This window comes from Pseudanabaena yagii GIHE-NHR1, from assembly GCF_012863495.1.
In the GTDB taxonomy this organism is placed as follows: Bacteria; Cyanobacteriota; Cyanobacteriia; order Pseudanabaenales; family Pseudanabaenaceae; genus Pseudanabaena; species Pseudanabaena yagii.
Window position 1 is genome coordinate 640,818 of record NZ_JAAVJL010000002.1, and the last position, 24,364, is coordinate 665,181.

Below are 24,364 nucleotides of genomic sequence, written 5' to 3' on the forward strand. Positions count from 1 at the left end.
ATGAGCCTAGATATTTCTTAAGATGTTTTATAAATTGGATTGACAATGACCTTACCGAATAAATCTCAAAAAGCTTTGGTCAAAAATAAACTTTCTCATCAATGGAGAGTGCGATCGCGCCTAATTTTATCCAGTCTCGTTGCTATAATTGTCGCAATTTTCTTGCCTAACTGGTTTAGTATATCTACCCGTATTCTCTGTATATGGAATGCAGGGATGATTAGCTTTTTATTAGCAACTTGGACATTAATGTTCCAAGCAAAACCTAAAACCATGCGTCGGAATGCTCAAAGCCAAGATGAGGGACGTTTAGTAATTTTGAGCTTAATTACGGCGGCAGCTTGTGCCAGCATATTAGCGATCGCTTTCATTTTGAGAGAAGCCAAAGGGCAAGATATCAATATTGTCATTCCTCATGTAATTCTGGCAGTGATTACAATTATTGGTTCATGGTTACTCGTCCATACAATTTTCGCGATGCACTATGCCCATGAATATTATCAAGATCATCAAATACATTGTGATACCAAAGCAGGTGGACTAGATTTCCCTGACGATATTGAACCCGACTATTGGGATTTTCTATACTTCTCGTTTGTTATTGGCATGACTAGTCAAGTTTCTGATGTACAGATCACTTCGCGATCGCTAAGGAGATTATCTTTGTTCCATAGTATTCTTTCTTTTTTCTTTAACACTGCTATTGTAGCAATGAGTATTAACATTATTGCTGGCTTAATTCAGTAACCTATTAGTTCTTATTGTAATGATTTATAAACTTCTAATACAAATCATACAATTTATACAGTATGCAAACATGATTTCAAACAATGGGGTGTAAAAATCATTTTCTATCTAACTAAGTAGCTGGGTGCAATTAAATATAAAATTCCAAAACCTGTGGCGCACGCGCAGCGTGCGCCACAGGTTTTGGTTCTGGTTTTTAATTACACCTAGCTACTTAGTAAGAATCAGTTATTTATATAGAGGAATCCCATCATGAGTAATGCAACTGAGACTTTGAGTAAACAGTTTTTTGATAATTTACAAGTGCTTGAAGATCGAGCCAAGTCTCTGAAAGAGAATATTCAGTCTTCAACTAAAAAGACACAATCAGAAATCCAATCTTCTCTCGTAGAAATAAGAACAAACTTAAGTGCGAAAAAGCATGAATTTGATGAGTATCGCACAAAGTTGCAAACGCAGTTTGCAGAACAAGAATCTGAGTTGAAGTCAAATATTGAAGAATGGAAAACAAGTCACGAAGTCAAAAATCTGGAAAATCGGGCTGATAAAGCAGAAGAATATGCCTCAAATATGATCTACTTGGCAATGGCAACAATGGAAGAAGCCGAAGAAGCGACCTTAGCTGCAATTTCTAGCAGACTTGATGCTGACGCTGCTAACAAATCATAACCATTTTCAATTTTGGCTTTGCGAATCACAAATCAATTTCAACTCCTAACCAATTTTTGAGAGAATCCTATGATGAATAAAATTGATCTCAGCCAATCTGTATCAGGCGAGGAATGGGGAGAATTTTTTGATCGGTTTTCCACTAATAATCGTGGACGACATATTTCAATGGAAACCATTGATGAAGAGATAGGTGATTACAAACTGATTAGTAACGCACCTTTACTAGCAATGATTTACGATCGCCCTGACAAGGGAGATAATTTAGCGATCGAAGTGGGTCAAGATCAAATGACCTATGGTCATACCATTGATTCTCCTGTAGAGGTTTCGACAGGACAGAACACAAATGGTGAAATTGTCGCAATGTGTATTATCGATAATACGGGAAGAAAGACTCTGATTAAATTACACGCTGATTGAAATTAAATTGAAATCAAACACTGTGTAAAAGGGTTTAACCACTATCAAAAATTCAAGGTATTAAAAATGAATGATAATCAGAGTGATGAGAATAATCTGAAGCGTCGGCAAGACTTACTTTCACGTGCTTCTCGCCTTACGCCACTGAATAAAGGTGATGAAAATAATCTGGAGCGTCGTCAAGACTTACTACAGGATGAAGAAACCTTTCGGCTTCGACAAGAAGAGCAACGCTTAGGAGCCGCTCAGCGAAGTAATACCTATATCTGGATAGTGAATAGCATTTATTGGCTAGGAGGATTACTGGAAATCTTGCTAGGACTAAGGTTTGCACTTCGTCTATTTGGCGCTAATCCTCAAAATGAATTTGCGCGATTGATTAATAATTTATCGGCTCCCTTTATAGCACCATTTTCCACCCTATTCATTAGTCCCACTTCAGATAAAGGTGCAAATATCTTTGATGTGAATATTGTGATTGCGATTATTGCCTATGCACTCTTGAGTTACCTTGTTGTGTCCCTAGTAAGATTCATTTTCTACAATAGAGTATAAGCAAGTCTTGTTTTCAGAAGATGGATGGCGGCGCTTTGTGCCACCATCCATCTTCTGGTTTTGTGGGTAAAAAATGTTATATAAGGAGACTAAATTGCTAGATCACTCATTTGGTTTCTATGGTATTGCCCTATTTGGCATTATTCTCGTTAGATATTTTCTAGTGGCAGGGGGGATGTACCTATTCTTTTATGCACCATTTCGCCAATCATTCTCAGAACCCGATCTAAGACAGCTCCCTGACAAAAAATTAATTCAAAACGATATTAAACTCTCGGTGCTTTCGGCAGCAGTATTTGCGATCGCTTCAGCCTTAATTTTATCGAGCTATAGTTTGGGGATTACCCGCCTATACAGCGATCCTCAACAGTATGGTCTTTGGTATTTGGGTATAAGCTACGTCGTAGTTTTGATTCTTCAGGATACCTATTTTTATTTTACCCATCGTTTATTTCATCACCCATCACTTTTTCATTGGGTGCATCAAGGACACCACCGATCTCACCATCCCACCCCTTGGACTTCATTTGCCTTTGATCCGCTAGAAGCGATCGTCAGTTCTCTCTTTCTCATGAGTATTGTTTTTATTCTGCCACTGCATTTCATCACTATGATAGCAGTGCTAACGACAATGACAGTTTGGGCTGTATTAAACCATTTAGGAATGGATCGACTTCCCCTATCCTTCCCTCATCATTGGCTGGGTAAGTGGTTTATTGGGCCCGATCATCATTCTATTCATCATCTTAAGTACAATCGACACTATGGGCTTTATTTCACTTTTTGGGATAAATTGCTCGGTACTGAAGATTCCAATTTTACGAAGAAATTAAATGAGTAACTGATGTTACGTGGAACGCAGATGATAAATCTCTTGCTGCTAGCGAAGCAGGGCAACCACGGGGGGATTGCCCCTACCTGTAAATTTTTTATATCTTGTAGGGGCTGCGCCCCCGTGCCAGCCCCAGACTGCTTTGCGATTTTTATACAATTTGTATCGTATTCAATCAATTTAATCAATTCATGCAGAAAGTCAAATATCTGCTTGTCATAGTAATCACAGAAGTCCAGAATTACGGACTCAACTCTAAAAGAATATTCCTCAACTTTAATCAGGAGAACATATTATGAGTTTAGAAAATAGAGCTAAGGCAACTGCCAAAAATGTCGAAGGGAAAATCCAAGAATCAGTAGGTGACCTAACTGGTGATACTAACGCTCAAGTAAAAGGTAAGGAAAAACAAGCTGAGGCGAAAGTTCGTCATGCTACTGAAGATGTTAAAGATGAAGTCAAAAAGGCTATTGACTAATAGTTTTGGAGTCATAGAGGTGATTTATAAATTGACTCTATAGTCAAGAATCTGGAATTCATCAAATTTACTTTTTGCAATTAATTTGGAATAAAAAATATGGGTTTACTTAAACAAATTCGCAGTCTTTTGGTCAACATTGGTTTAGCTATATTTCTTTCAGCTATTATGGTTGTAGGAACTGGAGCTGGTTTGGCGGCAATTGCATTCACTCCAATCGTCAGTCAAACACAGTATATCGCAACTACAAGTCAAGACAATACAGCCAAAGATATTGAAAGTAAAGCTCAAGAAGCTCTTGGCAAACTGACAGGTAATCAGGAAACAGAATCTACTGGAAAAGAGAAGCAATTTAAAGCTAAAACTTTGGAAGGGATGAACAATAGTTTTGTCAATCCCAACTATAAACCTAGTGGTGAAAGTGACCCAACAGAAAACCTTGCCCGTGAAACAACGGAAGATTTAGAAAGTCAAATCAGTGACACCTTTAAGTAAATAATATTGCGGTTTGTAAGTTGTCAAAAATGACTTGATTAGAAACCGCGATGTTTGACACTTTATAAAACTCTTTAGTAGCAACAATAAATAAAGGAAATGTGAAGATGAGTAAAGTTGGTCTATGGATTGACCATAGAAAAGCGATTATTGTGTCTGTTAAAGAAAAATGGGAAGAGATCAAAAAAGTAGTTTTAGTATCCGAGCAATATCCTCAATCTTTTATTAATTCAACTTTTAAGGGTAATTATAGTTCGCTTCAAATACCAGTAAATTATCTTTCCCAGAGAATATTTCAGGAGCAAATTAACATTTATTATGACGAGATTATTGCAAGTATCTGTGATGCAAACTCTATCCTCATATTTGGCTCGAACACAGCAAAAGATGAACTAAGATATCGTCTTGAAATGAATAAACTAGGAGATCGCATTGTTGGTATTGAGACAATCGATAAAATGACGGAGCGCCAGATTTCAGCAAAAATTTTATAGTAAGTTGACGATAATATTAGAAGGCATTTGTAAAATAGTTGTTAATCTGCTGATTAGCCCTATCTTCAAAGGCTTTAAGCATTAACTGGTAATTTATTGGAAACTTGGCCCAAATACCTACACAGTAATGTTTTCAGCTAAATTAATATTTGAATTTGCCAATCCCTTCTATCTTTTGGTTTTAGTATTTAAATTAACAATAGCAATTCTTAATAGTTTGTAATATTACATCTCAAAGTATAAAAGTCAGTAATCTCACAAATAGAATTAGGAATACTATATGTTGAATTTAATCTTGCTTAGTGTTTGCTTAATTAGTATTCTGAGTATATTAACTTTATCAATTATTACAGTTTTTGTAATAGAAGGAACAACATCAAAGTAATAAATAGATAAATAACCACCTTGTATTGTAAATCAATAAAAAATATATGTTAAATTTAATTTGGACTGGCGTTGTCATACTGATTATTCTATGGGCATTAGGTTTTTCAGTTAACATTGGTGGTGGCTTAATCCATCTGCTTTTAGTTCTAGCTGTGATTGGCATTGTCTACAACATATTTGTGGGACGACGTATATAATAAATATTAAATGAATAATATAGTGGTATCTTTGCGAAATAATTAGTGTCTAAATCCTTCGCAATATTCATTTCTAAATTGATCACTCAAAATTAACTTGTTGGAGAACTGCGATGAAAGCATTGTTGCTCTATCCTCTATTTCCGCAATCATTTTGGTCTTATGATCGCCCTATGAAAATGGCTGGACTCAAATCCGTAATCCCCCCATTGGGCATTATTACTGTTGCTGCATTATTGCCTCCAGACTGGGAAATTCGATTTTGCGATCGCAATGTCAGTTTAGAGACAGATGCCGATTGGGATTGGTGCGATCTAGTGATTCTCTCAGCAATGCTAGTACAGAAACCAGACTTCCATGCCCTAATTCAAAAAGCTGTACGATTAGGCAAAAAAGTGGCTGTAGGTGGACCTTATCCGACATCGGTTCCCCAAGATGCTCTAGAGTCTGGAGCAGATTATCTCATTCTCGATGAAGGAGAACTAACAGTACCAAAGTTTCTCGAAGCATTAGCCCAAGGTAAAACAGCAGGAATCTTTCGTTCTATTGACAAGCCTGATGTTACGACCAGCCCGATACCGCGCTTCGATCTGCTCCAAATGTCAGCATATTTTATGATGGCAATTCAGTTTTCACGAGGTTGTCCCTTTAATTGTGAATTTTGTGACATCATCACTCTTTATGGTCGTAAACCCCGCACTAAAGAGCCAAGCCAAACTTTAGCTGAACTACAAACTCTCTACGATCTAGGCTGGCGAGGTTCTCTATTCATTGTTGATGATAATTTCATTGGCAATCAGCGCAATGTTAAGCGATTTTTGCGAGAACTGATTCCTTGGATGGAACAGCACAATTATCCCTTTACCTTTATTACTGAAGCCTCAGTTAATCTTGCTGAGGATGATGAACTACTGCAACTAATGATCGCTGCCCATTTCTATGCAGTGTTTCTAGGCATCGAGACTCCCGATCATGATAGTTTACATGTCACCCAAAAAGTTCAAAACACCCGTAACTCTCTCGTAGAAGCCTGTTCTAAAATCAATCAAGCAGGGCTATTAATCTATGCAGGGTTTATCCTCGGTTTTGACGGTGAACGTACTGGTGCAGGTGATCGCATTCAAGCATTTGTAGAAGAAACACATATTCCGCAGCCAATGTTAGGGATCTTGCAAGCATTGCCGAATACAGCCCTGTGGAGCCGTCTCCAGCGAGAACATCGTCTTGTTGAAGAGATGCATACCACAGCGACGGGAGATCAAAATGCCCTGATGAATTTTATTCCTACTAGGGCGATCGCGGAAGTTGCGAAAGAATATGTGGAAGGATTTTGGATGATGTATGAGCCTGCAAAGTATCTGCGGCGAAGTTTTCAGCAATGTTTGAACATCAGCACCTCAACTAATGAACAGACGATGAAACTACCACTAGGCAAAGGATTGCACGTGGTAGCCCAGTTAATTTGGCATCAAGGCATCCGTCGTCCTGAAATTCGCGGACAGTTTTGGCAACAGCTATGGCAGATTTTACTCAAGAAGCCTCAAGCTTTAAATATATATTTATTTCTATGCTTGACGGGTGAGCATTTCTGGGAGTATCGCGTTCTCGCTAGAAAACGTATTACTGAACAGTTAGGCTACGACCCGTTAATCGTTTCAGGGCTACGTGAGAATGTAAAGCAGCGCTCAGAGGAATCTGTAATTGAGTCAAAAATTTCTCAAACATTCTCTTACAGCGCTTCGCGCTCAAACCAAAATTAAGAGATTTTGTAAAAGTGTTGCTTTGCAACACTTTTACAATCTTTTGAGGTTCATTTGATCGATAATTGCTGCAATATTTCATAGTGATAGAAATGCGCTTTCCTCCATTCCGCTTTGTCAATTTACTTAGAGGCGTAAGGAATCGAATTTCTTCAGAGCCTGAAAATACCGATATTAGCAATCATCGTATCGATGCTTTAGTTGATGCTTTTTTTGCGATCGCTTTAACACTATTAATATTAGACATTAAGACATTTCATGTGGAGTCAGATGCGGAACTGATTCAGAAACTAATTACACTAATCCCTAAATTTTTTACTTACTTTCTGAGTTTTACAATTCTAGGACTATTGTGGTTTGAGCATCAAATGGTATCCCATTATGTTGCTCGATCTGATCGCACGCATATTTGGCTAAACCTGCTATTTTTGATGTCTATCTCCTTGATCCCTTTTGCAGCATCACTATTAGGCGAAAATCTTTCTCATCCATCTGCTACTACCTTTTATGGAATTAACCTTTTCGTTACAGGATTAATTCAATATTTTGATTGGGAGTATGTAACTCGCAAAAATCGTTTAATCGATGAAACCCTCAACCGAAAATTAGTCCGCTCTATCCAAAAAACATTTTTGTTGGTCGCTGTAAGCTATGCGATCGGGATTGAAGCTTCGTTCTACAGCATTCCTGTGAGTATCGCAATTTATAGCTTAGCTACTCTTGCAGGTGCATTGAGAATGAATGCCATCTTCCATCAATCCCATGAATTTAATCAGCCAGAAGTAATCCTCAAAGAGTAGTACTATAGCAAATATTAATCTAGAGAGGTACAGTAGCAAGAATGAGTAAACCAAAAATGAGAATCAGCAAGAGAAAGACTATTAAAAGCGTCGTCAAGAGATTTGAGCAAATCAGGATAATAGGGAGCATCTCAATTAGGCGCTGAGTAAAAACACTTAGGAGAATAGAAGTAACCATTAAGATAAACGCAGCGATGTTTCAAAACTTGAGCAACATTGGACTTATTCCACTGAGCGCCAGAAATCTTGAGGCGACGACCAATCTGCTTAATCGTCGATTCAACGCGCCGCCTGAACCAATGGTTAGCCCCTGTTTCTGTAGATAACCATACTCAGGCATACGATGACGGTGATTGCGTAAATAAGCCAGAAAATTAATAGCGCGTTTGAATTTACAACCCGCAAATAAGACAACCGCCTGCTCAACATTGCCTTGCCAGAGCCAATCTTCAGCCTTGGCTAGACGACGCAAAGAACCGCTAACATTGTAAAGATGTTCTTTCAGATGATACCAGTCGAGTATTTCAAACCTTTGCACAGAATTACAAGTGTCGAGACTGTGGTCGTCAATTTGTTGAAAATCCTCAATGGCAAAGATTGTTAGAACGTATTTAACCTATGCAATCTCTGCCAAAGTGACAGCTATTGGAAAAAATCCCATTAGCAGGGATAACACGAGTTCTGAAATTGTCAGAACGTTGGTTACAGAGTTATGTTAATCACAAATATCAAGACATTTCTCATGAGGTGCAAGTTCAACCCAAACCTAAACGTCGTCTGACTGTACAGATGTACGAATTATGGTCATTTGTTGATAACACAGACAATCAATTGTGGGTATGGTTAGAGCTTGATGTTGAGACTCGTGAAATAGTTGGTTGTTATATTGGCGAGCACTCTGATGCGTCGGCTCAAAAGTTATGGGATTCTCTACCTGCCGTCTATCGACAGTGTGCTGTCTGTTATACCGATTTCTGGTCTGCTTATCCGACTGTTCTCCCAAGTAAGCGCCATCGGGCTGTGGGTAAAGAAACGGGTAAAACTAGCTATATTGAAAGGTTTAATTGCACCCTCAGGCAAAGAGTATCGCGTCTGGTTAGGAAAACTCTGGCTTTTTCTAAAAAGTTGAAAATCATATTGGTGCTATTTGGAATTTTATCCATCACTACAATGATTTTCTCCCTCTATGTTCATCCTTTCCTTTTTAGGACTACCAAATTATCAACGGAATAATAATTCTTCTAACAACACCCGACGCGATCACTACGACCGTTAACACATTCTTTGCGAGAGAGATTATCGATAACCTCCCTTATAGCCTCTAGTCCCTCAAGGCAGCACTAGAGACTATCGAGATAATGCAATTGATATTTTCATTTTGCATTGAGTGATTCATTTACGACCGATCCATTTTGAGGCGATCGCACCTACAACTGCGCCCACAAGAGGATTGCTGAGAAACTTGACCAATGCAGGTTGATCGGCTAAAACTTCATGAAAAATGTCAGGACGTGAATGATACGCAAACCCTGCTAATTTGGCGACATCATCAGGGTTCATGCGGCTAGGATCGTGACTAGATAAGCCTAGTTGTTTCTCTAGTTCTCGATTACCTAGTCCTCTCTTTTTAAGCTGGCTAAATAACTCTCTCGCTACGTCATCTCGCTGACTTGGTTGAATTTTTGCAAGTGCTTGCTGCAATTCTGGTTCCATTTGTGCTGAGGAAATACGATCGGGCTGAAAGAAATCACTAAATAAATTACGACGTTCCTCTCGTGAAGACCTTTGAGCAAAATTGTCAAAATCTGCAAAATTTTCTGAATTATCGGGTAGAGGTTCTTTATTCCCTCCCGCTAAATCTTTCATAACTTGACGCTTATATTCATCGCTAGTATTTGGCATAGCTATTTGGAACTCCATTAAAAATAAATAGATTATGTGATTAATTAAGTATCCCTAGTTGGCACTTGGCACTGCATAGGACTGCCTGAAAGGATTTTCAAGTAGTTCCTGCCTGATCCCAAGCATCACGAACTGCGTCTTTGACTTTATCCCAAGCTAGTCCTGTGCCACTTTTTTGGGCTAAGAGAGCTTCATAATCTCGCTTGAGTTCAGTTTCTGCTTCATCAAAGCTCTTGCCAAAATATCGATCGCAACCTTCATGTCCTGTATGATAGGCAAGTTGATAGTCTTCATAATTAGCTCCTTTCTCAATATACGGACGAGAACTATGATTCTGTCGCCAGTAACTATCATCGAAGCTGGCAATTTTTAGGGTTTGATTACTCATGGTTATCTCAATAAAGATCTGGTAGATCGAGCTGAATTAACTTGCTTGTTGATAATCAATTTGTTTAGACTGATAATCGTATCGAGCCGTTAAAATCAATTTTTTGTCAGGTGCATAGATCAAAACGGTTAAATCTTGATTTGGGAAAGTATTCCGAAAGCCTTGGGTTAGTGATTGAGTTAAAGACTTTACATCTGTAGGTAGAACTTGAGATGAAATTACAACCCCTAATTTATTACCATCGCGCACATAGGCATCCTTAATTAAGCCTTTACTAGTTTGCATCACCCAATTTCCGAAATCTTGTCCTGTAGCGGAGTTGCCTCGCGCTATCTGACTGTAATTTGAACTCTGATTGAGCTTTACTGGACTAGAAGACTGAGGAGATCCACAAGCAGTTGTAAAAGTCAAAACCAACATTAGCGCGATCGCTACTATTGTGGTTCGAGCGTAGCGCAAGAAATTCATCTGATTGTCCATTAGTTTTCGGTAATCGTAAGAGGATGGGCAGTACTTTATGCTGTTTATCTTTTCTCTTGACGACCAACTCCTTTCTCAGCAAAGTATTTGTTTAGGAAAGTACTACAAAAAGATAGAACGATAGGGGCTAGGATAAATGCCAAGAAACCATTCATCGTAAATCCCGGAACAATAATTGAGGCAATCCATAGCAATATTCCATTCAGGACGAAGGAAAATAATCCTAGAGTAAGAAAGGTAAGGGGGAGAGATAAAACCTGCAAAACTGGTCTAATGAAGGCATTGACAAAACCAATGACGACTGCTGCTAGCAGAGCCGCAGGGAAGTTGGCAATGTCTACACCAGGAACAAATGTATCAACAACGAGAAGCCCTAAAGCTGTCGCTAATACGGTCAGAAAGTAGCCAATCATATCTTTTAGCCTAATAGTAATTTTTGATGAAATGAGAGAGTGAAAAATACGAAGCGGTATTCCAACGAGCAAATCAAATAAATCTAATTACTTGACTGCTTCTCTTGCTGTTTAGAGATCGCCCAAACAGCGTGAATAATGCCAGGAATCCACCCTAATAGGGTTAGTCCAATATTGATTAATAGAGTGGTACTAAATCCGTAAGCCAGAAAAACGCCAAGAGGTGGAAGAAGAATGCCTAGAATTAGTTTCATAGTTGATTAGTCTTTAAGGAATTTACTGTTTTTTTGGATTTGATGCGGGCTTTGTCTGTATCAAATCTCCCGATGTATGATTGTGAAATTAGCGCTTAGTGGCGGAATTTTTACTTTCCCAAATTGCTTTTAGACCTTGCTTAATTTGTTCTTCTTTACGAGCGACTACTGAACCAAGTTCGCCTAGATTCTCGTCAATTTCAGCCTGTTTTTGTTGTAAAGGAATGACTCGACTAGCTTTAGCTTCAACTTTTTTCTGGTCATACCAAGTTTTAGCTTTTTCCCATTGCTGCTTAATCTCTTGATAGCGATCGCCATAACGATCTGCCAACTTCTCATCTAGAACGGCAAGTTGAGCCTTGAGTTTGATGTACTGCTCTTGCAAAACCCCCAACTCGTGATGCTCTTGATAGGTATTGACTGCTAGATGAATTTCTTCAGAATTAGGGTCAGTCAATTCTACTGCTTTGATATCCATCATGATTGCACTGGATTCACGATCCAGTTCCTCCTGCTGTTCATCTAACTGAGTTTGAATCGCCAGTAGTCTTTCTCGACGCTCGGCGATCGCCTGTTGACGCTGGTGAGTACTGCCTGCGATCGCACCTTCAATAGAAGCAGTAATTTTTTCAGAGTTTTCCTTGTCACTTCCCTTTAAATCACCTTTTAAATCAGCAATTACCGTAGAGATAGCATCTTTGACAATCAAGCCAATTTCACCTGAGCCTTCTTTTAACTCAGCAACAGTTTGGACAACTGCATCTTTGACGATTTCTCGAATATGTTCGGCTCTAATCTTGCCTTGACTCTTGGCTCTGTCAAGATTGATTTTAATCTTGTCTTTAACTAGGTTAGACATAGTTAATTTTTCCAGTTTATAGATGGTATTGAAGTTTTGTCTGATCTCAGTTTGAGCAATTACAGATTTTCTAGGACTCGCACCCCATCCTGATGGGACGGCGCAAGTCCTAGAAAATCTATTCAGAAACTGCTGCTAGTCGCTGATCTTGAATCTTGCTTTTGGCAGTTTTAAAATCTGTCGCCAGTTGTTTCTGTTGATCGTCACCAAAACTACTGCGAATACGAGGAAACATCTCATTCTCCTCTTCTAGCACATGGTCGTTTACAGCCATCGCGAGAATCTCTACCGCAGCTTTAAACGCTACTGTGTCGTCAGAGTTCATCGCTTTGATCTGTTCAAGCGTTTGCTTCATTTCCGCTTGTTCGTTATAAAGCTTCTGAACGTCATTGAAGTAAGGACGCACAACTGGATAGATAACCTGCTCCTCAGCATCAGAGTGGGCGCTTAAATCTTGGTAGACTTGACCAAAATACTCCTCTAGCTTTTGAGGATCATCGGTGGCTTTAATCTGAGAGAACAGAGAATATACCTTGACGTGATCGAGATGAATCAAATCACAGATATTGATCTCATGGTCAGTACGACTGATCAGGCTGCCAGCAATACCACTCAAAGCCGCGATCGTGTCTTGTACCCTTGACCACAGCCCACTGTCGGAAGGCTTGCCAGTTAGCTCCATCGTGCTGAGGGATTCCATAATGCCCTTCAGTTGTTCCTCATGTCCACGATTTTCAAAGTTAACCGTATTCAGAGGGGCGATCGCTACAGCGATATCTGCACCAACCACTTGCCCAGCCTTGTGAACGAGAACTCCTGCCATTGCTTGAGTATGTTTGAGAATTTCGTGCTTGGCAACCTTTTCAAACAAAGTTAGATCCGAGTCTTGCATCATCTTTCCAAGATCTTCAAACTCTTTTTGCATGGATGGATTTGGCTCAGCTTTAATTCCATACTGAACAATCACTGTGTCGATGATATCCAAATTCTTCTGATCATCTCTGAGAAAACCTTCTAAACGATTAGTGATTTCTCGATCTGGACAAGCAGAGATTAAACTTTTCTCATTGGCAATAAGCAAGTTCTGAGTGGCTTTCATGTCTGCCAATTTGACTGCGATCGCAGTACGTTTGTTATTTTCGAGTGTTACTGACATTGACGTTAATCCTTATGTATAGTTCAGAGACAATTACTTCTCTGTATAGAAATCATGACGTTGGAATGTCCAACTACTTGAACGATTTGATGGATTTGCTTTACTATGAAACAAAGTGTAATGGAACGGAATCTCTATTACACTTTGTTTCTATTCCAAATTAGTAGGGAACTAGATTTTTGATGTCGCGGCAATTCACTGCTAAACCACAAAAATCAATTACTCCTGTGATTTAACGACGAATTGCCGTAGAAGCACGATCCCAAGCATCTTTTACCGCATGTTTAGCTTGTTCCCAAGGTAAACTTCCAGTCTGATTTGCTTGATAATCACGCTGCAAATCCGTCTCAACTTCGTTGTAAGTCCGACCACTGTGACCATAGCGATCGTAGCCTTCATAGCCAGTACGATAGGCTGGTTGATAGTCTTCGTAGGTTTTATCTTGCTCAGAATAGGAACTAGAAGTATAAGTCTCCTGCCAATCATTGTCTTCAAAAGTAGGATTAGCTTGCTCAGCCACATTCTTGCCAGCTAAGCCACCGACTACGGAGCCGATTACCGCACCAACTACTGCACCAACAGGACCACCAATTGCGCCACCGATGACTGTACCAGCAGTTCCCGCACCTGCGGCTCCCACACCTGTTCCCACAGGATGCGCTCCTGTTTCTCCAGAAAGCGGATCGAGATTAGCATCGGTTTGCTGATCAGGGTTTACAGTTTTATTAGTCATTGTTATTTATCCTCTAAATAATCTATTAGTGATTTGCACAAAATCTTGAATTTGAAAACTCTCTTTTAATCCAATGGAAAAGGATAATTAAGAAGTTCTATTAACTAAGCGAATACCGTATAGAAGCACTACTGCACCAATAGTTGCCACAAACAGGCTACCGATTAAGCCTCCACCTGTAGAGACACCAAAGGTGTTAAATAGGAAGCCACCTAATAATGCGCCGACAATACCAACTACAATATCGCCTAAAGTACCGAAGCCACCACCGCGAACTATTTGACCAGCCAAAGCGCCAGCCACTAGTCCAATTAAAATGAACCAAATAAATTCCATACATTTTTTCTCTGTTTATCTATTTAAAATTGATGGGAATGAGCAAACAGTCATCGCCAAATGATCGACAAGTGATGACTGTTTGCTTACTACATTTACTGTCCTAAAAAGTCTTTGACAGAATCAATGGCTTCATCGACTTTGCTGCCAGCTTTATCAGGCAAGTCTTTGGCTCCATCCTTAACTTCATTGGTGCGATCGCTTGCCATTTCCTTGGCTTTATCAACACCATCACCAATTTTGTCTTTGGCATCTTTAGCAACTTCCTTCGCCTTGCCAATATTTTCCTTAGTGCCTTCCTTGACGTTTTTAGCCAATTCTTTGGTACGTTTTCCTGCTTCTTTGGCAAAGTCTTTAGAGGTATCTGCAAGTTTATCGATCACCTTGTCAGTTCTACCATCACGAAGATCGCGCCCGATTTCCTTAGTGATGCCTGCGGCTTTGTCGATCGCCATGTCAGTCTTCACACCTTGGGTGATCTCTTCAACTTTGTTGCCGAACAAGCCAGCCAAAGGAGATGCGATCGCCCCAGAACTAAAAAAAGTCGCTTGCAACATCATAACTAGCGCAAAACCCGAAGCAAAAAGAAGTCCTTTCTTGACACCATCTAGTAACGCAGTAACTGGGCTATTAAAATGATTAGATTTGCCCTTGTCGAAGATATAATTCATTTATTTCACCTAATGTTTTGTGTGTAGTTGCACGAGTCAACATCTAAGCTATCAGGTGATTGTTCGATCTAATATTTAAGCAATGTATAAATTGAATGAATTGCACCAAAACAAGATAAATCTTTATAATAAAATCCAATTGTTACTGCTTAATAACTAAATTGACTTAATTATTGACTAAATAAGTAACTTAACGCAATTAAATCTAAAAGACTATAGCGCATATTCTGTAAATGTGATATGGGATTTACTTTGAATTTTTATAATATCTAACTACTTATATATAATTGCTAAAGCGTTGTAGATTTTGGGGTTTGTGGAAGTACAGCCAAAAGGATTATGCTCCACAGACCATTTAGGATTACCATAAGTAGCTCAAAAAACATATTCTGGAACATTTTAGTAGCTCTAATAAGGTGATTAAGAGTCCTATTTATTGAAATCTTTCTAGTTTATATAAGTAAAAATATTTATATTAATAGTAAAAATATTTGTAATGTAAAGATTTAAAATATTTTAAATCATTTTATACAATTCATTCATATTTAGCAGTTTTACGGTACAAGATTTAACACATTAAAGTGTAAAGATATCAACTGTACATAAAGTATAAAACTAAATTCATTTAAGGTAATTCTAGAGAGGAAATCTCTAAGATTCTAATTTCTAAAATTGTTTGAAAGTTTTAAAAAATGTAATTCTGAATTGTATTAACAAGTGAAAAAACATGACAGTAGCACAACAAAACAAAAGGGCGATCGGCACATTCTCAAATCATAGTGAGGCTGAGACGGCTTTGCGTGAACTCAGAGATAGTAACTTTCCCATGGATAAGGTTTCTGTGGTTGGACAGGATATCGACCGTAAAACAAATATTGCTGGAGCCGACGGAAGCAACAGCCTCTCTGATTTAGCAGAAAAACATAATAAAGCTGATCAAGGTGCGGCTACTGGTGCGGCTACTGGTGGTGCTGTGGGTGGGCTTACAGGCTTGCTTGTAGGCTTGGGTATGGTCGCAATTCCAGGAGTAGGACCGATCATGCTTGCAGGTGCAGCGGCAACCACTTTGGCAACTACATTAGCTGGTGGAGCCATTGGCGCAGCAACAGGCGGAATTGTAGGTGCATTAGTAGGTATGGGAATTCCTGAAGATCGGGCTAAGAAGTATAGCGATCGCATTGAGCATGGTGACTATCTAGTGATGGTGGAAGGTTCCAATGATGATGTCCAAAGGGCGCAGAAGATCCTGAGTCATCGCGGAATCAATGATTGGGGTATCTATGACGATAACCGCGAAACCCATAATAGCCGTTCGGTTATAGATGGTAATCCCAATCGATAACGATCGATGATCATCAGTGATTGAATTCATCAATGGATGTTTATCGAAAGTATTGCTAGACAGTAATTTCCATAAACATCTAGATTTTGCTTCAGTGCTGTGCACTGTGTTAACAAACCAATAATAAGTCAATAAAATAAAATGAATAGAAAAGTAGTTTCCTCCTTTTTGATCGGATTTGTAGTAGTTGCTGTCGGTGCTTGTACCGAAGCACGAACTACTAGCGATGCGCCTACTTCGACCGATCAAAAAGCTCAGACTCCGATCGCTCAAAGTACGGAACCCGCTAAAACTGATGCCCAGAGTGATACCCGTGCTAAGCAGTTAGATGCGGATATTCGTGCTAAAGAACAGCGCAATAATGTGATGGGCAATCCGCCAAGTCGCAATGATAACGATCTTGCCAGTGAAGTACGCAGCAAATTGGAAGCCAATATTCCTAGTGGAAATCTCACAGTTTCATCTAAAGATGCCGTGGTCACTGTATCTGGAACAGTTTCCAATTTAGAGCAACTGACTAAGATTCAAAAATTGGCAATGGAAATCAAGGGCGTAAAAAGCGTCACAATCAAAGCAGTAGTTGCTACTAAATCTAACTAGCCATAGCAATACAGCGCTTTGCGCTTTCTCAAACCCTAGATAAATTTTGCAAAAGCTTGCTTCGCAAAATTTATCTGTCGAAAATGGAAAATCAATCTCAGTAATATTTCTGAGGTTTTATTTTGCTTACGGCAAAATAAAACCTGCCACGTTTCTGTAACAGTTTGTTTCTTAATGAATCAATTAAGTTAAATCATTCACAAAATCAAACACGATGCTGCCAAGGTAGAAATCTAGGAAATTTCTATTTCTCTAGATAAATAGAAACTGCGAGGAAATATATGCCTAGACTTGTAGGGAAGAAGAATAATTCTGTTCTGTATACGGGCTTAGCTATGCTCATAGCTGCAGTAGGAATTGTAGCATTAGAATACTTCGGAGTAATTGACTTCATTCCTAACTTTGGTAAAGAGACTGACGTAAAGAGTAATGCTACTAGCCAACCTGTAAAAATCAATAAACCTGTCAATTAAGGTTGACTTTCACCAAATTTAGGAGAACATCTGAGATGCGTAATGGTAAGGTAATGATTGGCAAGCCTATAGTTGCTTACGACTCTGGCGAAGAGTTTAAGACAATTGTCGATTTAATCTTCGATCAAGAAAAGAACCAGCTATTAGGGTTTCTTGTAGATGAAGGCGGATGGTTTAGCAATGCCTTGGTACTTCCTTTGAGCAAAGTTCGAGCGATCGGTGCTGATGCTGTAATTGTCGCTTCTAGAGATACTATAGATTCTGCTAGCGAATTTCCTGAAATCCAAAGTATTTTAGAGAGAGATAATATCTTAAAAGGTACGCGAATTATGACCGTTGATGGTCTTGATTTGGGGACAATGGTAGACCTTTATTTTGATGATACTACTGGTGCGATCGAAGGCTATGAGGTGTCTGGAGGCATTTTTGCAGATGCTTATTCGGGACGCTCTTTTGTACCTGCCCCTGACACCCTTAAAATTGGTGAAGATATCGCCTTTGTTCCTTCAGAAACTGCTGACCTCATGCAAGAGCAGGTAGGCGGAATTCGAGGTGCGATGAATACCGCCAGTGGTAAAGTGCAGGAAATGGCACAATTTACAGGGGAGAAAGCTCAAGAAGCGGCTCAGTTTACAGGAGAAAAGTTCCAAGAAGCAACGACATTTGTAGGTACTAGCTTTGCTAATGCTGTTGTCAATCCTGAAGAGCAAGAAGCTTTTGTACTAGGGAAAGTTGCCCAAGAAACTATAGAAACCAATGACGGTATACCTTTAATTCACGAAGGGCAGGTTGTTACTCAATCACATATCCTTGCAGCTCGGAACTGTAAAATGACTGATAATCTCTATCATGCGACAGGTGGAAGTGTTCAAGATAGATTAGGCGAAAGATTATCTGGAACCGTCGCAGGTATCGGTGCAAATATTGGCATTGAACAGGCTCAAGGTCGGCGAGTTAACAAAATGATTTTCACGTCCGAAGGCTCAGTTGTGGCAGTGGAAGGACAAATTGTAACTTCACGAGTAATTGAAAGAGCTAAAACTCATCATCAGGAACAGGCTCTATTGGAAGCAGTTGGATTAACTACAGGTGATGCTTTGAGAGTTACTGGCTCTAATGTGGGACAACAGGTTAAAGACGGTGCTAAGGGACTGTGGGAGCAGGTGAAAGAAACTGCAAGTAACCTACAAGAGCATGGTAATCAAGCTATTGAAGACAAGAGAATTAAGGGTGCTTTGGGTCGTCCTGTCACTCGCGTTATTCTCGATCGCAAGGATGAGGTGATTCTTAATGTCGGAGAACTAATTACACATCAGGCGATCGCTATTTCCCGTGAAGCTGATGTATTAGAAGTTTTACTTGATTCTGTTTATACAGAAACACCGACTCTCTCTTTAGATGATTTACGCGCTCCTGAATCTGGTAAAGCGGCTCTAAATTAAAATTATAGCGATTTTCATGTCTCTTAGACAACATGAAAACCACTATAACTAAGCAGATCAGTGTAGTTATTAACTAAACCCAAATTATCGTAATGTCTGCTGAGCAGGCACTACGATAATTTGGGTTTTAAGTTTACTTATGATTAACTACTGAGGATTGATTTTTTGTTAAATGAGTAAACTAAGTAGCTCGGCATAGTTATAAACAAAACCCGTATTTCTATACCGCCCGCGTAGCGGGCGGTATAGAAATATGGGTTTTAAGTTTACTTATGCTTGACTACTTATCATTTGAAACCTGCCATAAGAGATAAGCGAATCGATTCAGATATATTTATCTCTTTAGGTCAACATTTGAGAAATACTTATGCAAATTATACGTTTTAAGCCGTTCTACAACACTATTTCCATCATGTGTATGTAATTGTATGGGAAGTCAAAAGACTAAATAAATATTTGAATTTTGGAGCAAGAACTATGCAAACTAATACACCACAGGCTGAAGCAGCAAGAGCAATGAATCGTAATGCTTGGATTTCAGGATTTACACCACAGGCGGAACTCTGGAATGGTCGCCTAGCTATGATTGGCTTTATATCCGCGATCGCGATCGAACTCTTTACTCATCAGGGTGTTCTCCATTTTTGGGGTATCTTGTCTTCAGGCGTAGTTCCAGTTTCATAGATTAAATTCTCTATGCTGTTACAAGTAAATGTTTGATTTCTTAATTAAGGAAATCATTCAAGAAATCAAACATTTACTTGTAATAGCAGTTTTAGAAATAATTGACAATGCTTAATCAGATTAGGAGAAACTCTATGAAACTTACTCAATTTTTAAGTCGCCTACTAGTTGTAGTTGCTATGTGGGGATTAGTGACATTTGTGAATGTTGTACCTGCGATCGCGTCTAAGGATGCCCCAAATCAAATAACAGACAACCTGACCATGCCTAACATTCAGAAAAAGGCAGAAGATGCAACAAATAGTAGTACTTATGATACTAATTTAGAATATACGTCTGGAGAACAGTCCAATCAGGGGTTAAATGAAATTCAGGGAACTGCTGATTTTGACAAAATGAAGCGGAGTCCCAACGAAGATACACCTCCAATTGTAAAGGAAGTAGAAAAGTCTCTAGGTAAGTTTGGAGACAAAGTGAAATCGGCTAAAGAAGATTCTAAAAAAGGTCTAGATGCTGCTTTAGATAAAGCTGGAGATGCTGCTAGTCACATCAAAGATAAGACTGGAGATGTGATTAACTCACTCACTGAGAAAGCATCAGATGCCACTGAATCCATCAAAAGTAAGATTAAATCCTAACTAAAACAGAAAAGCGGTACAAAGCATCGCTTTTCTGTCTAAATAACTGATGTTATATGAAATCCTAGCATCTTTATTAAGGCAGAAAGAAAGTAAGGCTAATTTTTTTGTTCGTATCTTCCCTTCTCGGAGATGGGCTAGGGGTAAAGATCTTGGGTATTTCCACTTAGCATCAGGAATTACTCAAAACCGATGCACTATTTAATATTAGCGACAGATTACGATGGAACTTTAGTTAAAAATGGGAAAGTATCTAAGGCATTCCGATTGGATCGTTACTGACGAAGTGCATCACATGTTTTCATCATTAGCTCAAAATCATATCAATCCATTCTTATTTAGGAATTAAAAATGCAAAAATACATCTGTAAAACCTGTGGATATGTCTACGATCCTGCAATCGGCGATCCAGATTCAGGTATTGAACCTGGTACTCCCTTTGGGGCTTTACCAGATGATTGGGTTTGCCCCAAATGTGGAACTCCTAAGTCTGACTTTGAGCCAGAAGATGCAGCAGCAACGAACGTCCCATTAATGGAACCAGTCGTCTAATGTCTATTAACTAACTTCACGTGGAAGTTTGCAAAATAACTATTACTACAATTCAAGGAAATTATTATGCAGACAATTAATATTGGACTAACCGATACCCAACGCCAAGGCGTGATCGATCTTCTCAACAACGATTTGGCAGATAGCTACTTGCTACTTGTCAAAACTAAGAAATATCATTGGGATGTAGTAGGACCTCAATTCATGACCCTGCATAAGCTATGGCAGGCACACTATGAAGCCCTCACGATTAATGTCGATTTGATCGCCGAACGGATTAGAACCCTTGGCGGATATCCTGTAGGAACGATGGAAGGATTTCTAAAAATCTGTTCTCTCAAAGAAGATGCTGGTAAAATCCCCACAGCAACAGGTATGGTATCGCACTTGCTAGCGGATCATGAACAAGTTGTACGGAATCTGCGCGAACATATTGAGAAATGTAGCAGCAAGTTTAAAGATGACGGAACTGCTGACTTTCTCACAGGTTTGATGGAGCAGCATGAACAGATCGCATGGATGCTGCGTTCTTTTGTGGAAGGCGAAGCGATCGCATCCAATGGTGCTAAGCCAGAACCTAATAAAAAAACTGTCGGAGTTTAAGTAGCGAGTAGCGGCGCTTTGCGCCGCCACTCGCTACTTGGGAAAGCCCAGAGCAAACCAATAATTAAATATATGTCTATTTTTCCCTTAGCTCCACTAATTATCTTGCTGTTAGGATTACTTTCTACAGCATTGCTTGGTTTTGGCTTGTATTTTGTAATTGGATGGTTTCTGGGTTGGATTACAGTAGTCGCGCTACTTGTATCAGGCATCATCATGCTAGTTTTTAGCCTCTTAGGACGCTTTGTAATCCTAGCTCTGCTAGCTAGTCCAGCCGAGAATGAACCAACATCTTCGCGCTCCAGAGAGGTTGAACAAATTCGCCGCCCCGATGGGACACAGATTCACGTTGAATTCTTTGGCGATCGCGATGCTCCGCCAATTATTTTTACCCACGGATGGAGTTGTAATAGTACGCATTGGTACTACATTAAACAAGCTTTAGAAAATGAATTTCGATTAATCCTCTGGGATGTGCCAGGGACAGGGAAATCGGGACAAGTTCCTGATAATGACTATAGTATGAAGAACTTAGCGACTGATCTCGAAGCTGTTCTACATTTAGCAGGAGATAAACCAGCGCTGATCTTTGGACATAGTATGGGTGGCATGATTTTACTAACCTTCTGTCGTCTCTTTCCCCAACATTTAGGAACGCGAGTGGCGGGTATTGGCTTAGTTAATACCACTTTTACTAATCCTGTGCATACTGCTCCATTTACAAATGTCTTGCGAGTCTTACAAAAACCTTTATTAGAACCAATCCTTTACTTAATGATTGCTTTATCACCCATTGTATGGGTACAAACATAGTTGAGCTATTTTAATGGAACTGCACATATTTCGGGAAGATTTTCTTCTTTTGCAGGTCGTCCAACCATGGGACAGTTGGACTATGTGACTAATCGCTCTGCACGAGTTTCACCTTCAGTCTTAGGGCGACAAATGTTAGGGATGATGCATTACGATGCAACTGAAGTTCTAGAAGAGATTCAGATCCCAACCTTGATAATTTCCGCGAATAAGGATGGGGCTACAGTTGTCGAAGCGAGTCACTATATGCACAAGGAGATAGAAAGTTCGGAATTAGTAGTTCTAGCACCTTCTGGACATATGAGTATGATGGAGCAACACCAAGAATTTGTTGAGGCGGTAGCCAATTTTGCTCGTCGTTGTTCTCATCAAATGTACTCATCTATTAGCTAATCAGAGATAGTGAAAGTGCCTATTGAGGCTTTGAGGAGTACAGAAATATTTTTGAAAGCGTTGCTTAGCAACGCTTTCAAAAATATTTCTGGGTTTTAAGTCAGCGTAAAGCGCTGTAGTAACAAGGAACATAGTAGGAATGTAATTTAATGATCACCGTTCACCACTTAAATAACTCTCGCTCCCAACGTGTGCTCTGGCTGCTAGAGGAACTTGGACTGACCTACGAAATCAAGCGCTACGAGCGTGACCCCAAAACTATGTTGGCTCCCGCATCTCTACACGAGGTACATCCCCTCGGTAAATCACCTGTGATCACTGATGGAGATCTGACCTTAGCTGAATCTGGAGCCATTATCGAGTATCTAGTCGATCGCTATGGTAACGGACGCTTGAGACCTGCTATAGGCACACCAGAATATTTGCGCTATACCTACTGGTTGCATTACGCCGAAGGTTCTGCGATGCCCCCGCTATTACTAAAGCTGATCTTTGACCAAATTGAGAAAAATTCAATGCCCTTTTTCGTGCGCCCGATCGCTCGGTTAATTACTAATCGCGTTAAAATCTCGTTTATTGAGCCTCAGATTACCCAGCACCTAGATTATATGGAGTCAGAGATTTGCAAAAGCGCATGGTTTGCTGGTAACGAATTTACCGCAGCCGATATCCAAATTAGCTTTCCTCTAGAGGCAGCCGTTGCAAGGGCTGGACTGAATGCTAGTCGTCCAAAACTTATCGCCTTCTTGAATCGCATTCATAGCCGTTCTGCATATCAACAAGCACTGGAACGAGGAGGAGCTTACGATCTTTAAACAAGACTTTGATGAGTTTCTTAGGAAATATTATGGAAAATGAAACTAAAGATGGTTCAAGTACATCAGATAACTTAGTAAGTAACAAAACAATTCCTCTTGAAAATGTACGCGATCAAAGCGAAGAAATCAAAGAAAATGTAGAGGAGGCGGCAGATCAACTTAGTTCAGTAAATGCAGTCCTCACAAATGATGATAAAGTCATTCCTCCATTTCCAACCATCGAAGAGGTAATTGCTCAGAACGAAGAAGCAGAGAAAAAGGTGACAAAAGCCGCGGAAGATCTGCATCAGGTTAATGCCGACCTCACTGAGCAAGTGATTGATAGAATCAATATTGAATCTGAACTAAAGCAAACGAAGAAGGATCTACTTGAGGTGCGTACCGATTTGTCGAAATCCCAAGTAAAAGAGAAAGATGCACTACATATCGCACTTCATGATTCACTAACGGGGCTTCCAAACCGATTATTAATCGAGCAGCATCTCGATCATGGTTTAACTCAGTCAAGACGACATGGCTGGAAACTTGCGCTCCTGTTCATCGATCTAGATAAATTTAAGAACATTAATGACTCCTATGGTCATGACATTGGCGATAAGGTGTTAATCACTGTGGCGCAACGTTTACAAGATTTTGTGCGCGGTGAAGATATCGTTAGCCGATGGGGCGGGGATGAGTTTATTTGCGTTCTGTTGGATATCAAACTAGAAGAAGAAGTAATTAACCTTGCGAAAAAGATTGCTGCTCGAATTTCTGAAGACTGTAATTTCGATGGAACTATTGTTTCTATCAGTGCCACTATTGGGATTGCCATATGTCCTAGGGATGGAGAAACGGCTGACATCCTTTTTAAACAGGTTGATAGAGCTATGTATAGATCAAAAGAAACAGACAAGAGCGTTATGCTGTTTAGTGAATCTATGTTGGATATTCCTGCTAGTGAATAGATACTATAGCCCCCCCTTGTAGTCCTGCAG

General features: G+C 39.6%; 33 protein-coding genes and 2 pseudogenes. 24 read left to right on the plus strand and 11 right to left on the minus strand.

What is annotated here, in order from left to right; all coding sequences use genetic code 11:
• Positions 1-45: 45 nt before the first annotated feature.
• The 11 genes from HC246_RS19720 to HC246_RS19770 all read left to right on the plus strand — a co-directional run bounded on the left by HC246_RS19720 (position 46) and on the right by HC246_RS19770 (position 7,837).
• Positions 46-747 carry a DUF1345 domain-containing protein gene (locus HC246_RS19720; protein ID WP_169365133.1) on the plus strand — a complete coding sequence of 234 codons (702 nt, stop codon included), beginning with the start codon at positions 46-48 and terminating at the stop codon, positions 745-747.
• A gap of 252 nt (positions 748-999) precedes the next feature.
• Complete coding sequence (locus HC246_RS19725; protein WP_169365134.1) at positions 1,000-1,416, plus strand: hypothetical protein; 417 nt, start codon at positions 1,000-1,002, stop codon at positions 1,414-1,416.
• Positions 1,417-1,485: 69 nt separating this feature from the next.
• On the plus strand, positions 1,486-1,839 hold the full coding sequence (locus tag HC246_RS19730) for a DUF5335 family protein (RefSeq protein ID WP_169365135.1): 354 nt from the start codon (positions 1,486-1,488) through the stop codon (positions 1,837-1,839).
• Positions 1,840-1,905: 66 nt separating this feature from the next.
• Entirely contained in the window at positions 1,906-2,394 is a 489-nt protein-coding gene (locus HC246_RS19735) for a YggT family protein (RefSeq protein ID WP_169365136.1), read from the plus strand.
• Positions 2,395-2,488: 94 nt separating this feature from the next.
• Positions 2,489-3,235, plus strand: coding sequence for a sterol desaturase family protein (locus HC246_RS19740; protein WP_225903053.1), 747 nt, complete (start codon positions 2,489-2,491; stop codon positions 3,233-3,235).
• Between the two features lie 286 nt (positions 3,236-3,521).
• Positions 3,522-3,704 carry a CsbD family protein gene (locus tag HC246_RS19745; RefSeq protein WP_169365138.1) on the plus strand — a complete coding sequence of 61 codons (183 nt, stop codon included), beginning with the start codon at positions 3,522-3,524 and terminating at the stop codon, positions 3,702-3,704.
• A 99-nt stretch (positions 3,705-3,803) separates the two neighbouring features.
• Entirely contained in the window at positions 3,804-4,199 is a 396-nt protein-coding gene (locus tag HC246_RS26510; protein ID WP_169364650.1) for a CsbD family protein, read from the plus strand.
• Positions 4,200-4,306: 107 nt separating this feature from the next.
• Positions 4,307-4,693 (plus strand): hypothetical protein, encoded by a 387-nt coding sequence (locus HC246_RS19755; RefSeq protein ID WP_169365139.1) that lies wholly within the window; start codon positions 4,307-4,309, stop codon positions 4,691-4,693.
• A 431-nt stretch (positions 4,694-5,124) separates the two neighbouring features.
• Complete coding sequence (locus HC246_RS27035; protein ID WP_169365140.1) at positions 5,125-5,277, plus strand: lmo0937 family membrane protein; 153 nt, start codon at positions 5,125-5,127, stop codon at positions 5,275-5,277.
• A 113-nt stretch (positions 5,278-5,390) separates the two neighbouring features.
• Positions 5,391-7,037, plus strand: coding sequence for a B12-binding domain-containing radical SAM protein (locus HC246_RS19765; RefSeq protein ID WP_169365141.1), 1,647 nt, complete (start codon positions 5,391-5,393; stop codon positions 7,035-7,037).
• A gap of 92 nt (positions 7,038-7,129) precedes the next feature.
• Positions 7,130-7,837 (plus strand): TMEM175 family protein, encoded by a 708-nt coding sequence (locus tag HC246_RS19770; RefSeq protein ID WP_169365142.1) that lies wholly within the window; start codon positions 7,130-7,132, stop codon positions 7,835-7,837.
• 131 nt (positions 7,838-7,968) lie between these two features.
• Here the strand turns inward: HC246_RS19770 and HC246_RS19775 are convergent.
• Positions 7,969-8,369, minus strand: a pseudogene (locus HC246_RS19775) (ISKra4 family transposase); the annotation flags it as partial.
• A gap of 5 nt (positions 8,370-8,374) precedes the next feature.
• Between HC246_RS19775 and HC246_RS19780 the strand changes: the two are divergent.
• Positions 8,375-9,045, plus strand: a pseudogene (locus tag HC246_RS19780) (IS1 family transposase); the annotation flags it as partial.
• A 184-nt stretch (positions 9,046-9,229) separates the two neighbouring features.
• Here the strand turns inward: HC246_RS19780 and HC246_RS19785 are convergent.
• From HC246_RS19785 to HC246_RS19830, 10 genes are all read right to left on the minus strand, one after another.
• Complete coding sequence (locus HC246_RS19785; RefSeq protein WP_169365145.1) at positions 9,230-9,739, minus strand: hypothetical protein; 510 nt, start codon at positions 9,737-9,739, stop codon at positions 9,230-9,232.
• Positions 9,740-9,836: 97 nt separating this feature from the next.
• Positions 9,837-10,127: a hypothetical protein gene (locus HC246_RS19790; RefSeq protein ID WP_169365146.1), complete on the minus strand. Its 291-nt coding sequence runs from the start codon at positions 10,125-10,127 to the stop codon at positions 9,837-9,839.
• 36 nt (positions 10,128-10,163) lie between these two features.
• The gene (locus HC246_RS19795) at positions 10,164-10,595 is read right to left on the minus strand and encodes a hypothetical protein (protein ID WP_169365247.1); all 432 of its coding nucleotides are present in this window, start codon (positions 10,593-10,595) and stop codon (positions 10,164-10,166) included.
• A 56-nt stretch (positions 10,596-10,651) separates the two neighbouring features.
• On the minus strand, positions 10,652-11,020 hold the full coding sequence (locus tag HC246_RS19800) for a phage holin family protein (RefSeq protein WP_169365147.1): 369 nt from the start codon (positions 11,018-11,020) through the stop codon (positions 10,652-10,654).
• Positions 11,021-11,103: 83 nt separating this feature from the next.
• A complete protein-coding gene (locus HC246_RS19805; protein ID WP_169365148.1) occupies positions 11,104-11,274 on the minus strand; it encodes a YqaE/Pmp3 family membrane protein in 171 nt (56 codons plus the stop codon).
• Positions 11,275-11,362: 88 nt separating this feature from the next.
• Entirely contained in the window at positions 11,363-12,133 is a 771-nt protein-coding gene (locus tag HC246_RS19810) for a histidine kinase (protein WP_169365149.1), read from the minus strand.
• A 118-nt stretch (positions 12,134-12,251) separates the two neighbouring features.
• Positions 12,252-13,289 carry a hemerythrin domain-containing protein gene (locus HC246_RS19815; RefSeq protein WP_169365150.1) on the minus strand — a complete coding sequence of 346 codons (1,038 nt, stop codon included), beginning with the start codon at positions 13,287-13,289 and terminating at the stop codon, positions 12,252-12,254.
• Positions 13,290-13,521: 232 nt separating this feature from the next.
• Entirely contained in the window at positions 13,522-14,022 is a 501-nt protein-coding gene (locus HC246_RS19820) for a hypothetical protein (RefSeq protein ID WP_169365151.1), read from the minus strand.
• Positions 14,023-14,109: 87 nt separating this feature from the next.
• Positions 14,110-14,358, minus strand: coding sequence for a GlsB/YeaQ/YmgE family stress response membrane protein (locus HC246_RS19825; RefSeq protein ID WP_169365152.1), 249 nt, complete (start codon positions 14,356-14,358; stop codon positions 14,110-14,112).
• Between the two features lie 95 nt (positions 14,359-14,453).
• Positions 14,454-15,029 (minus strand): YtxH domain-containing protein, encoded by a 576-nt coding sequence (locus HC246_RS19830; protein ID WP_169365153.1) that lies wholly within the window; start codon positions 15,027-15,029, stop codon positions 14,454-14,456.
• 727 nt (positions 15,030-15,756) lie between these two features.
• Between HC246_RS19830 and HC246_RS19835 the strand changes: the two genes are divergently transcribed.
• The 12 genes from HC246_RS19835 (at position 15,757) to HC246_RS19885 (ending at position 24,334) form a co-directional block, all read left to right on the plus strand.
• The gene (locus tag HC246_RS19835) at positions 15,757-16,371 is read left to right on the plus strand and encodes a general stress protein (RefSeq protein ID WP_169365154.1); all 615 of its coding nucleotides are present in this window, start codon (positions 15,757-15,759) and stop codon (positions 16,369-16,371) included.
• A 141-nt stretch (positions 16,372-16,512) separates the two neighbouring features.
• Positions 16,513-16,971: a BON domain-containing protein gene (locus HC246_RS19840; RefSeq protein ID WP_169365155.1), complete on the plus strand. Its 459-nt coding sequence runs from the start codon at positions 16,513-16,515 to the stop codon at positions 16,969-16,971.
• 335 nt (positions 16,972-17,306) lie between these two features.
• On the plus strand, positions 17,307-17,444 hold the full coding sequence (locus tag HC246_RS19845; RefSeq protein ID WP_169365156.1) for a hypothetical protein: 138 nt from the start codon (positions 17,307-17,309) through the stop codon (positions 17,442-17,444).
• A gap of 35 nt (positions 17,445-17,479) precedes the next feature.
• A complete protein-coding gene (locus HC246_RS19850) occupies positions 17,480-18,886 on the plus strand; it encodes a PRC-barrel domain-containing protein (protein ID WP_169365157.1) in 1,407 nt (468 codons plus the stop codon).
• Positions 18,887-19,363: 477 nt separating this feature from the next.
• Positions 19,364-19,570 carry a chlorophyll a/b-binding protein gene (locus HC246_RS19855; protein WP_211167853.1) on the plus strand — a complete coding sequence of 69 codons (207 nt, stop codon included), beginning with the start codon at positions 19,364-19,366 and terminating at the stop codon, positions 19,568-19,570.
• Between the two features lie 134 nt (positions 19,571-19,704).
• Positions 19,705-20,208: a YtxH domain-containing protein gene (locus HC246_RS19860; RefSeq protein ID WP_169365158.1), complete on the plus strand. Its 504-nt coding sequence runs from the start codon at positions 19,705-19,707 to the stop codon at positions 20,206-20,208.
• Positions 20,209-20,559: 351 nt separating this feature from the next.
• Entirely contained in the window at positions 20,560-20,760 is a 201-nt protein-coding gene (gene rd / locus HC246_RS19865) for a rubredoxin (RefSeq protein WP_169365159.1), read from the plus strand.
• Between the two features lie 66 nt (positions 20,761-20,826).
• Positions 20,827-21,363 (plus strand): Dps family protein, encoded by a 537-nt coding sequence (locus HC246_RS19870; protein ID WP_169365160.1) that lies wholly within the window; start codon positions 20,827-20,829, stop codon positions 21,361-21,363.
• Positions 21,364-21,435: 72 nt separating this feature from the next.
• Entirely contained in the window at positions 21,436-22,176 is a 741-nt protein-coding gene (locus tag HC246_RS19875; protein WP_211167854.1) for an alpha/beta fold hydrolase, read from the plus strand.
• On the plus strand, positions 22,177-22,569 hold the full coding sequence (locus HC246_RS25610; RefSeq protein ID WP_211167855.1) for an alpha/beta fold hydrolase: 393 nt from the start codon (positions 22,177-22,179) through the stop codon (positions 22,567-22,569).
• Between the two features lie 149 nt (positions 22,570-22,718).
• On the plus strand, positions 22,719-23,384 hold the full coding sequence (locus HC246_RS19880; RefSeq protein ID WP_169365161.1) for a glutathione S-transferase: 666 nt from the start codon (positions 22,719-22,721) through the stop codon (positions 23,382-23,384).
• 32 nt (positions 23,385-23,416) lie between these two features.
• Positions 23,417-24,334: a diguanylate cyclase domain-containing protein gene (locus HC246_RS19885; protein ID WP_169365162.1), complete on the plus strand. Its 918-nt coding sequence runs from the start codon at positions 23,417-23,419 to the stop codon at positions 24,332-24,334.
• The last annotated feature ends 30 nt before the right edge of the window (positions 24,335-24,364 follow it).

Bases quoted from the DNA above. Each gene is read 5' to 3' on its own strand.
- HC246_RS19835 (WP_169365154.1), top strand. From the start codon at position 15,757: ATGACAGTAGCACAACAAAACAAAAGGGCGATCGGCACATTCTCAAAT.
- HC246_RS19825 (WP_169365152.1), bottom strand. From the start codon at position 14,358: ATGGAATTTATTTGGTTCATTTTAATTGGACTAGTGGCTGGCGCTTTG.
- HC246_RS19805 (WP_169365148.1), bottom strand. From the start codon at position 11,274: ATGAAACTAATTCTAGGCATTCTTCTTCCACCTCTTGGCGTTTTTCTG.
- HC246_RS19795 (WP_169365247.1), bottom strand. From the start codon at position 10,595: ATGAATTTCTTGCGCTACGCTCGAACCACAATAGTAGCGATCGCGCTA.
- HC246_RS19745 (WP_169365138.1), top strand. From the start codon at position 3,522: ATGAGTTTAGAAAATAGAGCTAAGGCAACTGCCAAAAATGTCGAAGGG.
- HC246_RS19815 (WP_169365150.1), bottom strand. From the start codon at position 13,289: ATGTCAGTAACACTCGAAAATAACAAACGTACTGCGATCGCAGTCAAA.
- HC246_RS26510 (WP_169364650.1), top strand. From the start codon at position 3,804: ATGGGTTTACTTAAACAAATTCGCAGTCTTTTGGTCAACATTGGTTTA.
- HC246_RS19850 (WP_169365157.1), top strand. From the start codon at position 17,480: ATGCGTAATGGTAAGGTAATGATTGGCAAGCCTATAGTTGCTTACGAC.
- HC246_RS19790 (WP_169365146.1), bottom strand. From the start codon at position 10,127: ATGAGTAATCAAACCCTAAAAATTGCCAGCTTCGATGATAGTTACTGG.
- HC246_RS19785 (WP_169365145.1), bottom strand. From the start codon at position 9,739: ATGCCAAATACTAGCGATGAATATAAGCGTCAAGTTATGAAAGATTTA.
- HC246_RS19725 (WP_169365134.1), top strand. From the start codon at position 1,000: ATGAGTAATGCAACTGAGACTTTGAGTAAACAGTTTTTTGATAATTTA.
- HC246_RS19800 (WP_169365147.1), bottom strand. From the start codon at position 11,020: ATGATTGGCTACTTTCTGACCGTATTAGCGACAGCTTTAGGGCTTCTC.
- HC246_RS19830 (WP_169365153.1), bottom strand. From the start codon at position 15,029: ATGAATTATATCTTCGACAAGGGCAAATCTAATCATTTTAATAGCCCA.
- HC246_RS19720 (WP_169365133.1), top strand. From the start codon at position 46: ATGACCTTACCGAATAAATCTCAAAAAGCTTTGGTCAAAAATAAACTT.
- HC246_RS19880 (WP_169365161.1), top strand. From the start codon at position 22,719: ATGATCACCGTTCACCACTTAAATAACTCTCGCTCCCAACGTGTGCTC.
- HC246_RS19770 (WP_169365142.1), top strand. From the start codon at position 7,130: ATGCGCTTTCCTCCATTCCGCTTTGTCAATTTACTTAGAGGCGTAAGG.
- HC246_RS19735 (WP_169365136.1), top strand. From the start codon at position 1,906: ATGAATGATAATCAGAGTGATGAGAATAATCTGAAGCGTCGGCAAGAC.
- HC246_RS19870 (WP_169365160.1), top strand. From the start codon at position 20,827: ATGCAGACAATTAATATTGGACTAACCGATACCCAACGCCAAGGCGTG.
- HC246_RS27035 (WP_169365140.1), top strand. From the start codon at position 5,125: ATGTTAAATTTAATTTGGACTGGCGTTGTCATACTGATTATTCTATGG.
- HC246_RS19765 (WP_169365141.1), top strand. From the start codon at position 5,391: ATGAAAGCATTGTTGCTCTATCCTCTATTTCCGCAATCATTTTGGTCT.
- HC246_RS19885 (WP_169365162.1), top strand. From the start codon at position 23,417: ATGGAAAATGAAACTAAAGATGGTTCAAGTACATCAGATAACTTAGTA.
- HC246_RS19860 (WP_169365158.1), top strand. From the start codon at position 19,705: ATGAAACTTACTCAATTTTTAAGTCGCCTACTAGTTGTAGTTGCTATG.
- HC246_RS19730 (WP_169365135.1), top strand. From the start codon at position 1,486: ATGATGAATAAAATTGATCTCAGCCAATCTGTATCAGGCGAGGAATGG.
- HC246_RS19855 (WP_211167853.1), top strand. From the start codon at position 19,364: ATGCAAACTAATACACCACAGGCTGAAGCAGCAAGAGCAATGAATCGT.
- HC246_RS19840 (WP_169365155.1), top strand. From the start codon at position 16,513: ATGAATAGAAAAGTAGTTTCCTCCTTTTTGATCGGATTTGTAGTAGTT.
- HC246_RS19845 (WP_169365156.1), top strand. From the start codon at position 17,307: ATGCTCATAGCTGCAGTAGGAATTGTAGCATTAGAATACTTCGGAGTA.
- HC246_RS19820 (WP_169365151.1), bottom strand. From the start codon at position 14,022: ATGACTAATAAAACTGTAAACCCTGATCAGCAAACCGATGCTAATCTC.
- HC246_RS19755 (WP_169365139.1), top strand. From the start codon at position 4,307: ATGAGTAAAGTTGGTCTATGGATTGACCATAGAAAAGCGATTATTGTG.
- rd (WP_169365159.1), top strand. From the start codon at position 20,560: ATGCAAAAATACATCTGTAAAACCTGTGGATATGTCTACGATCCTGCA.
- HC246_RS19875 (WP_211167854.1), top strand. From the start codon at position 21,436: ATGTCTATTTTTCCCTTAGCTCCACTAATTATCTTGCTGTTAGGATTA.
- HC246_RS19810 (WP_169365149.1), bottom strand. From the start codon at position 12,133: ATGTCTAACCTAGTTAAAGACAAGATTAAAATCAATCTTGACAGAGCC.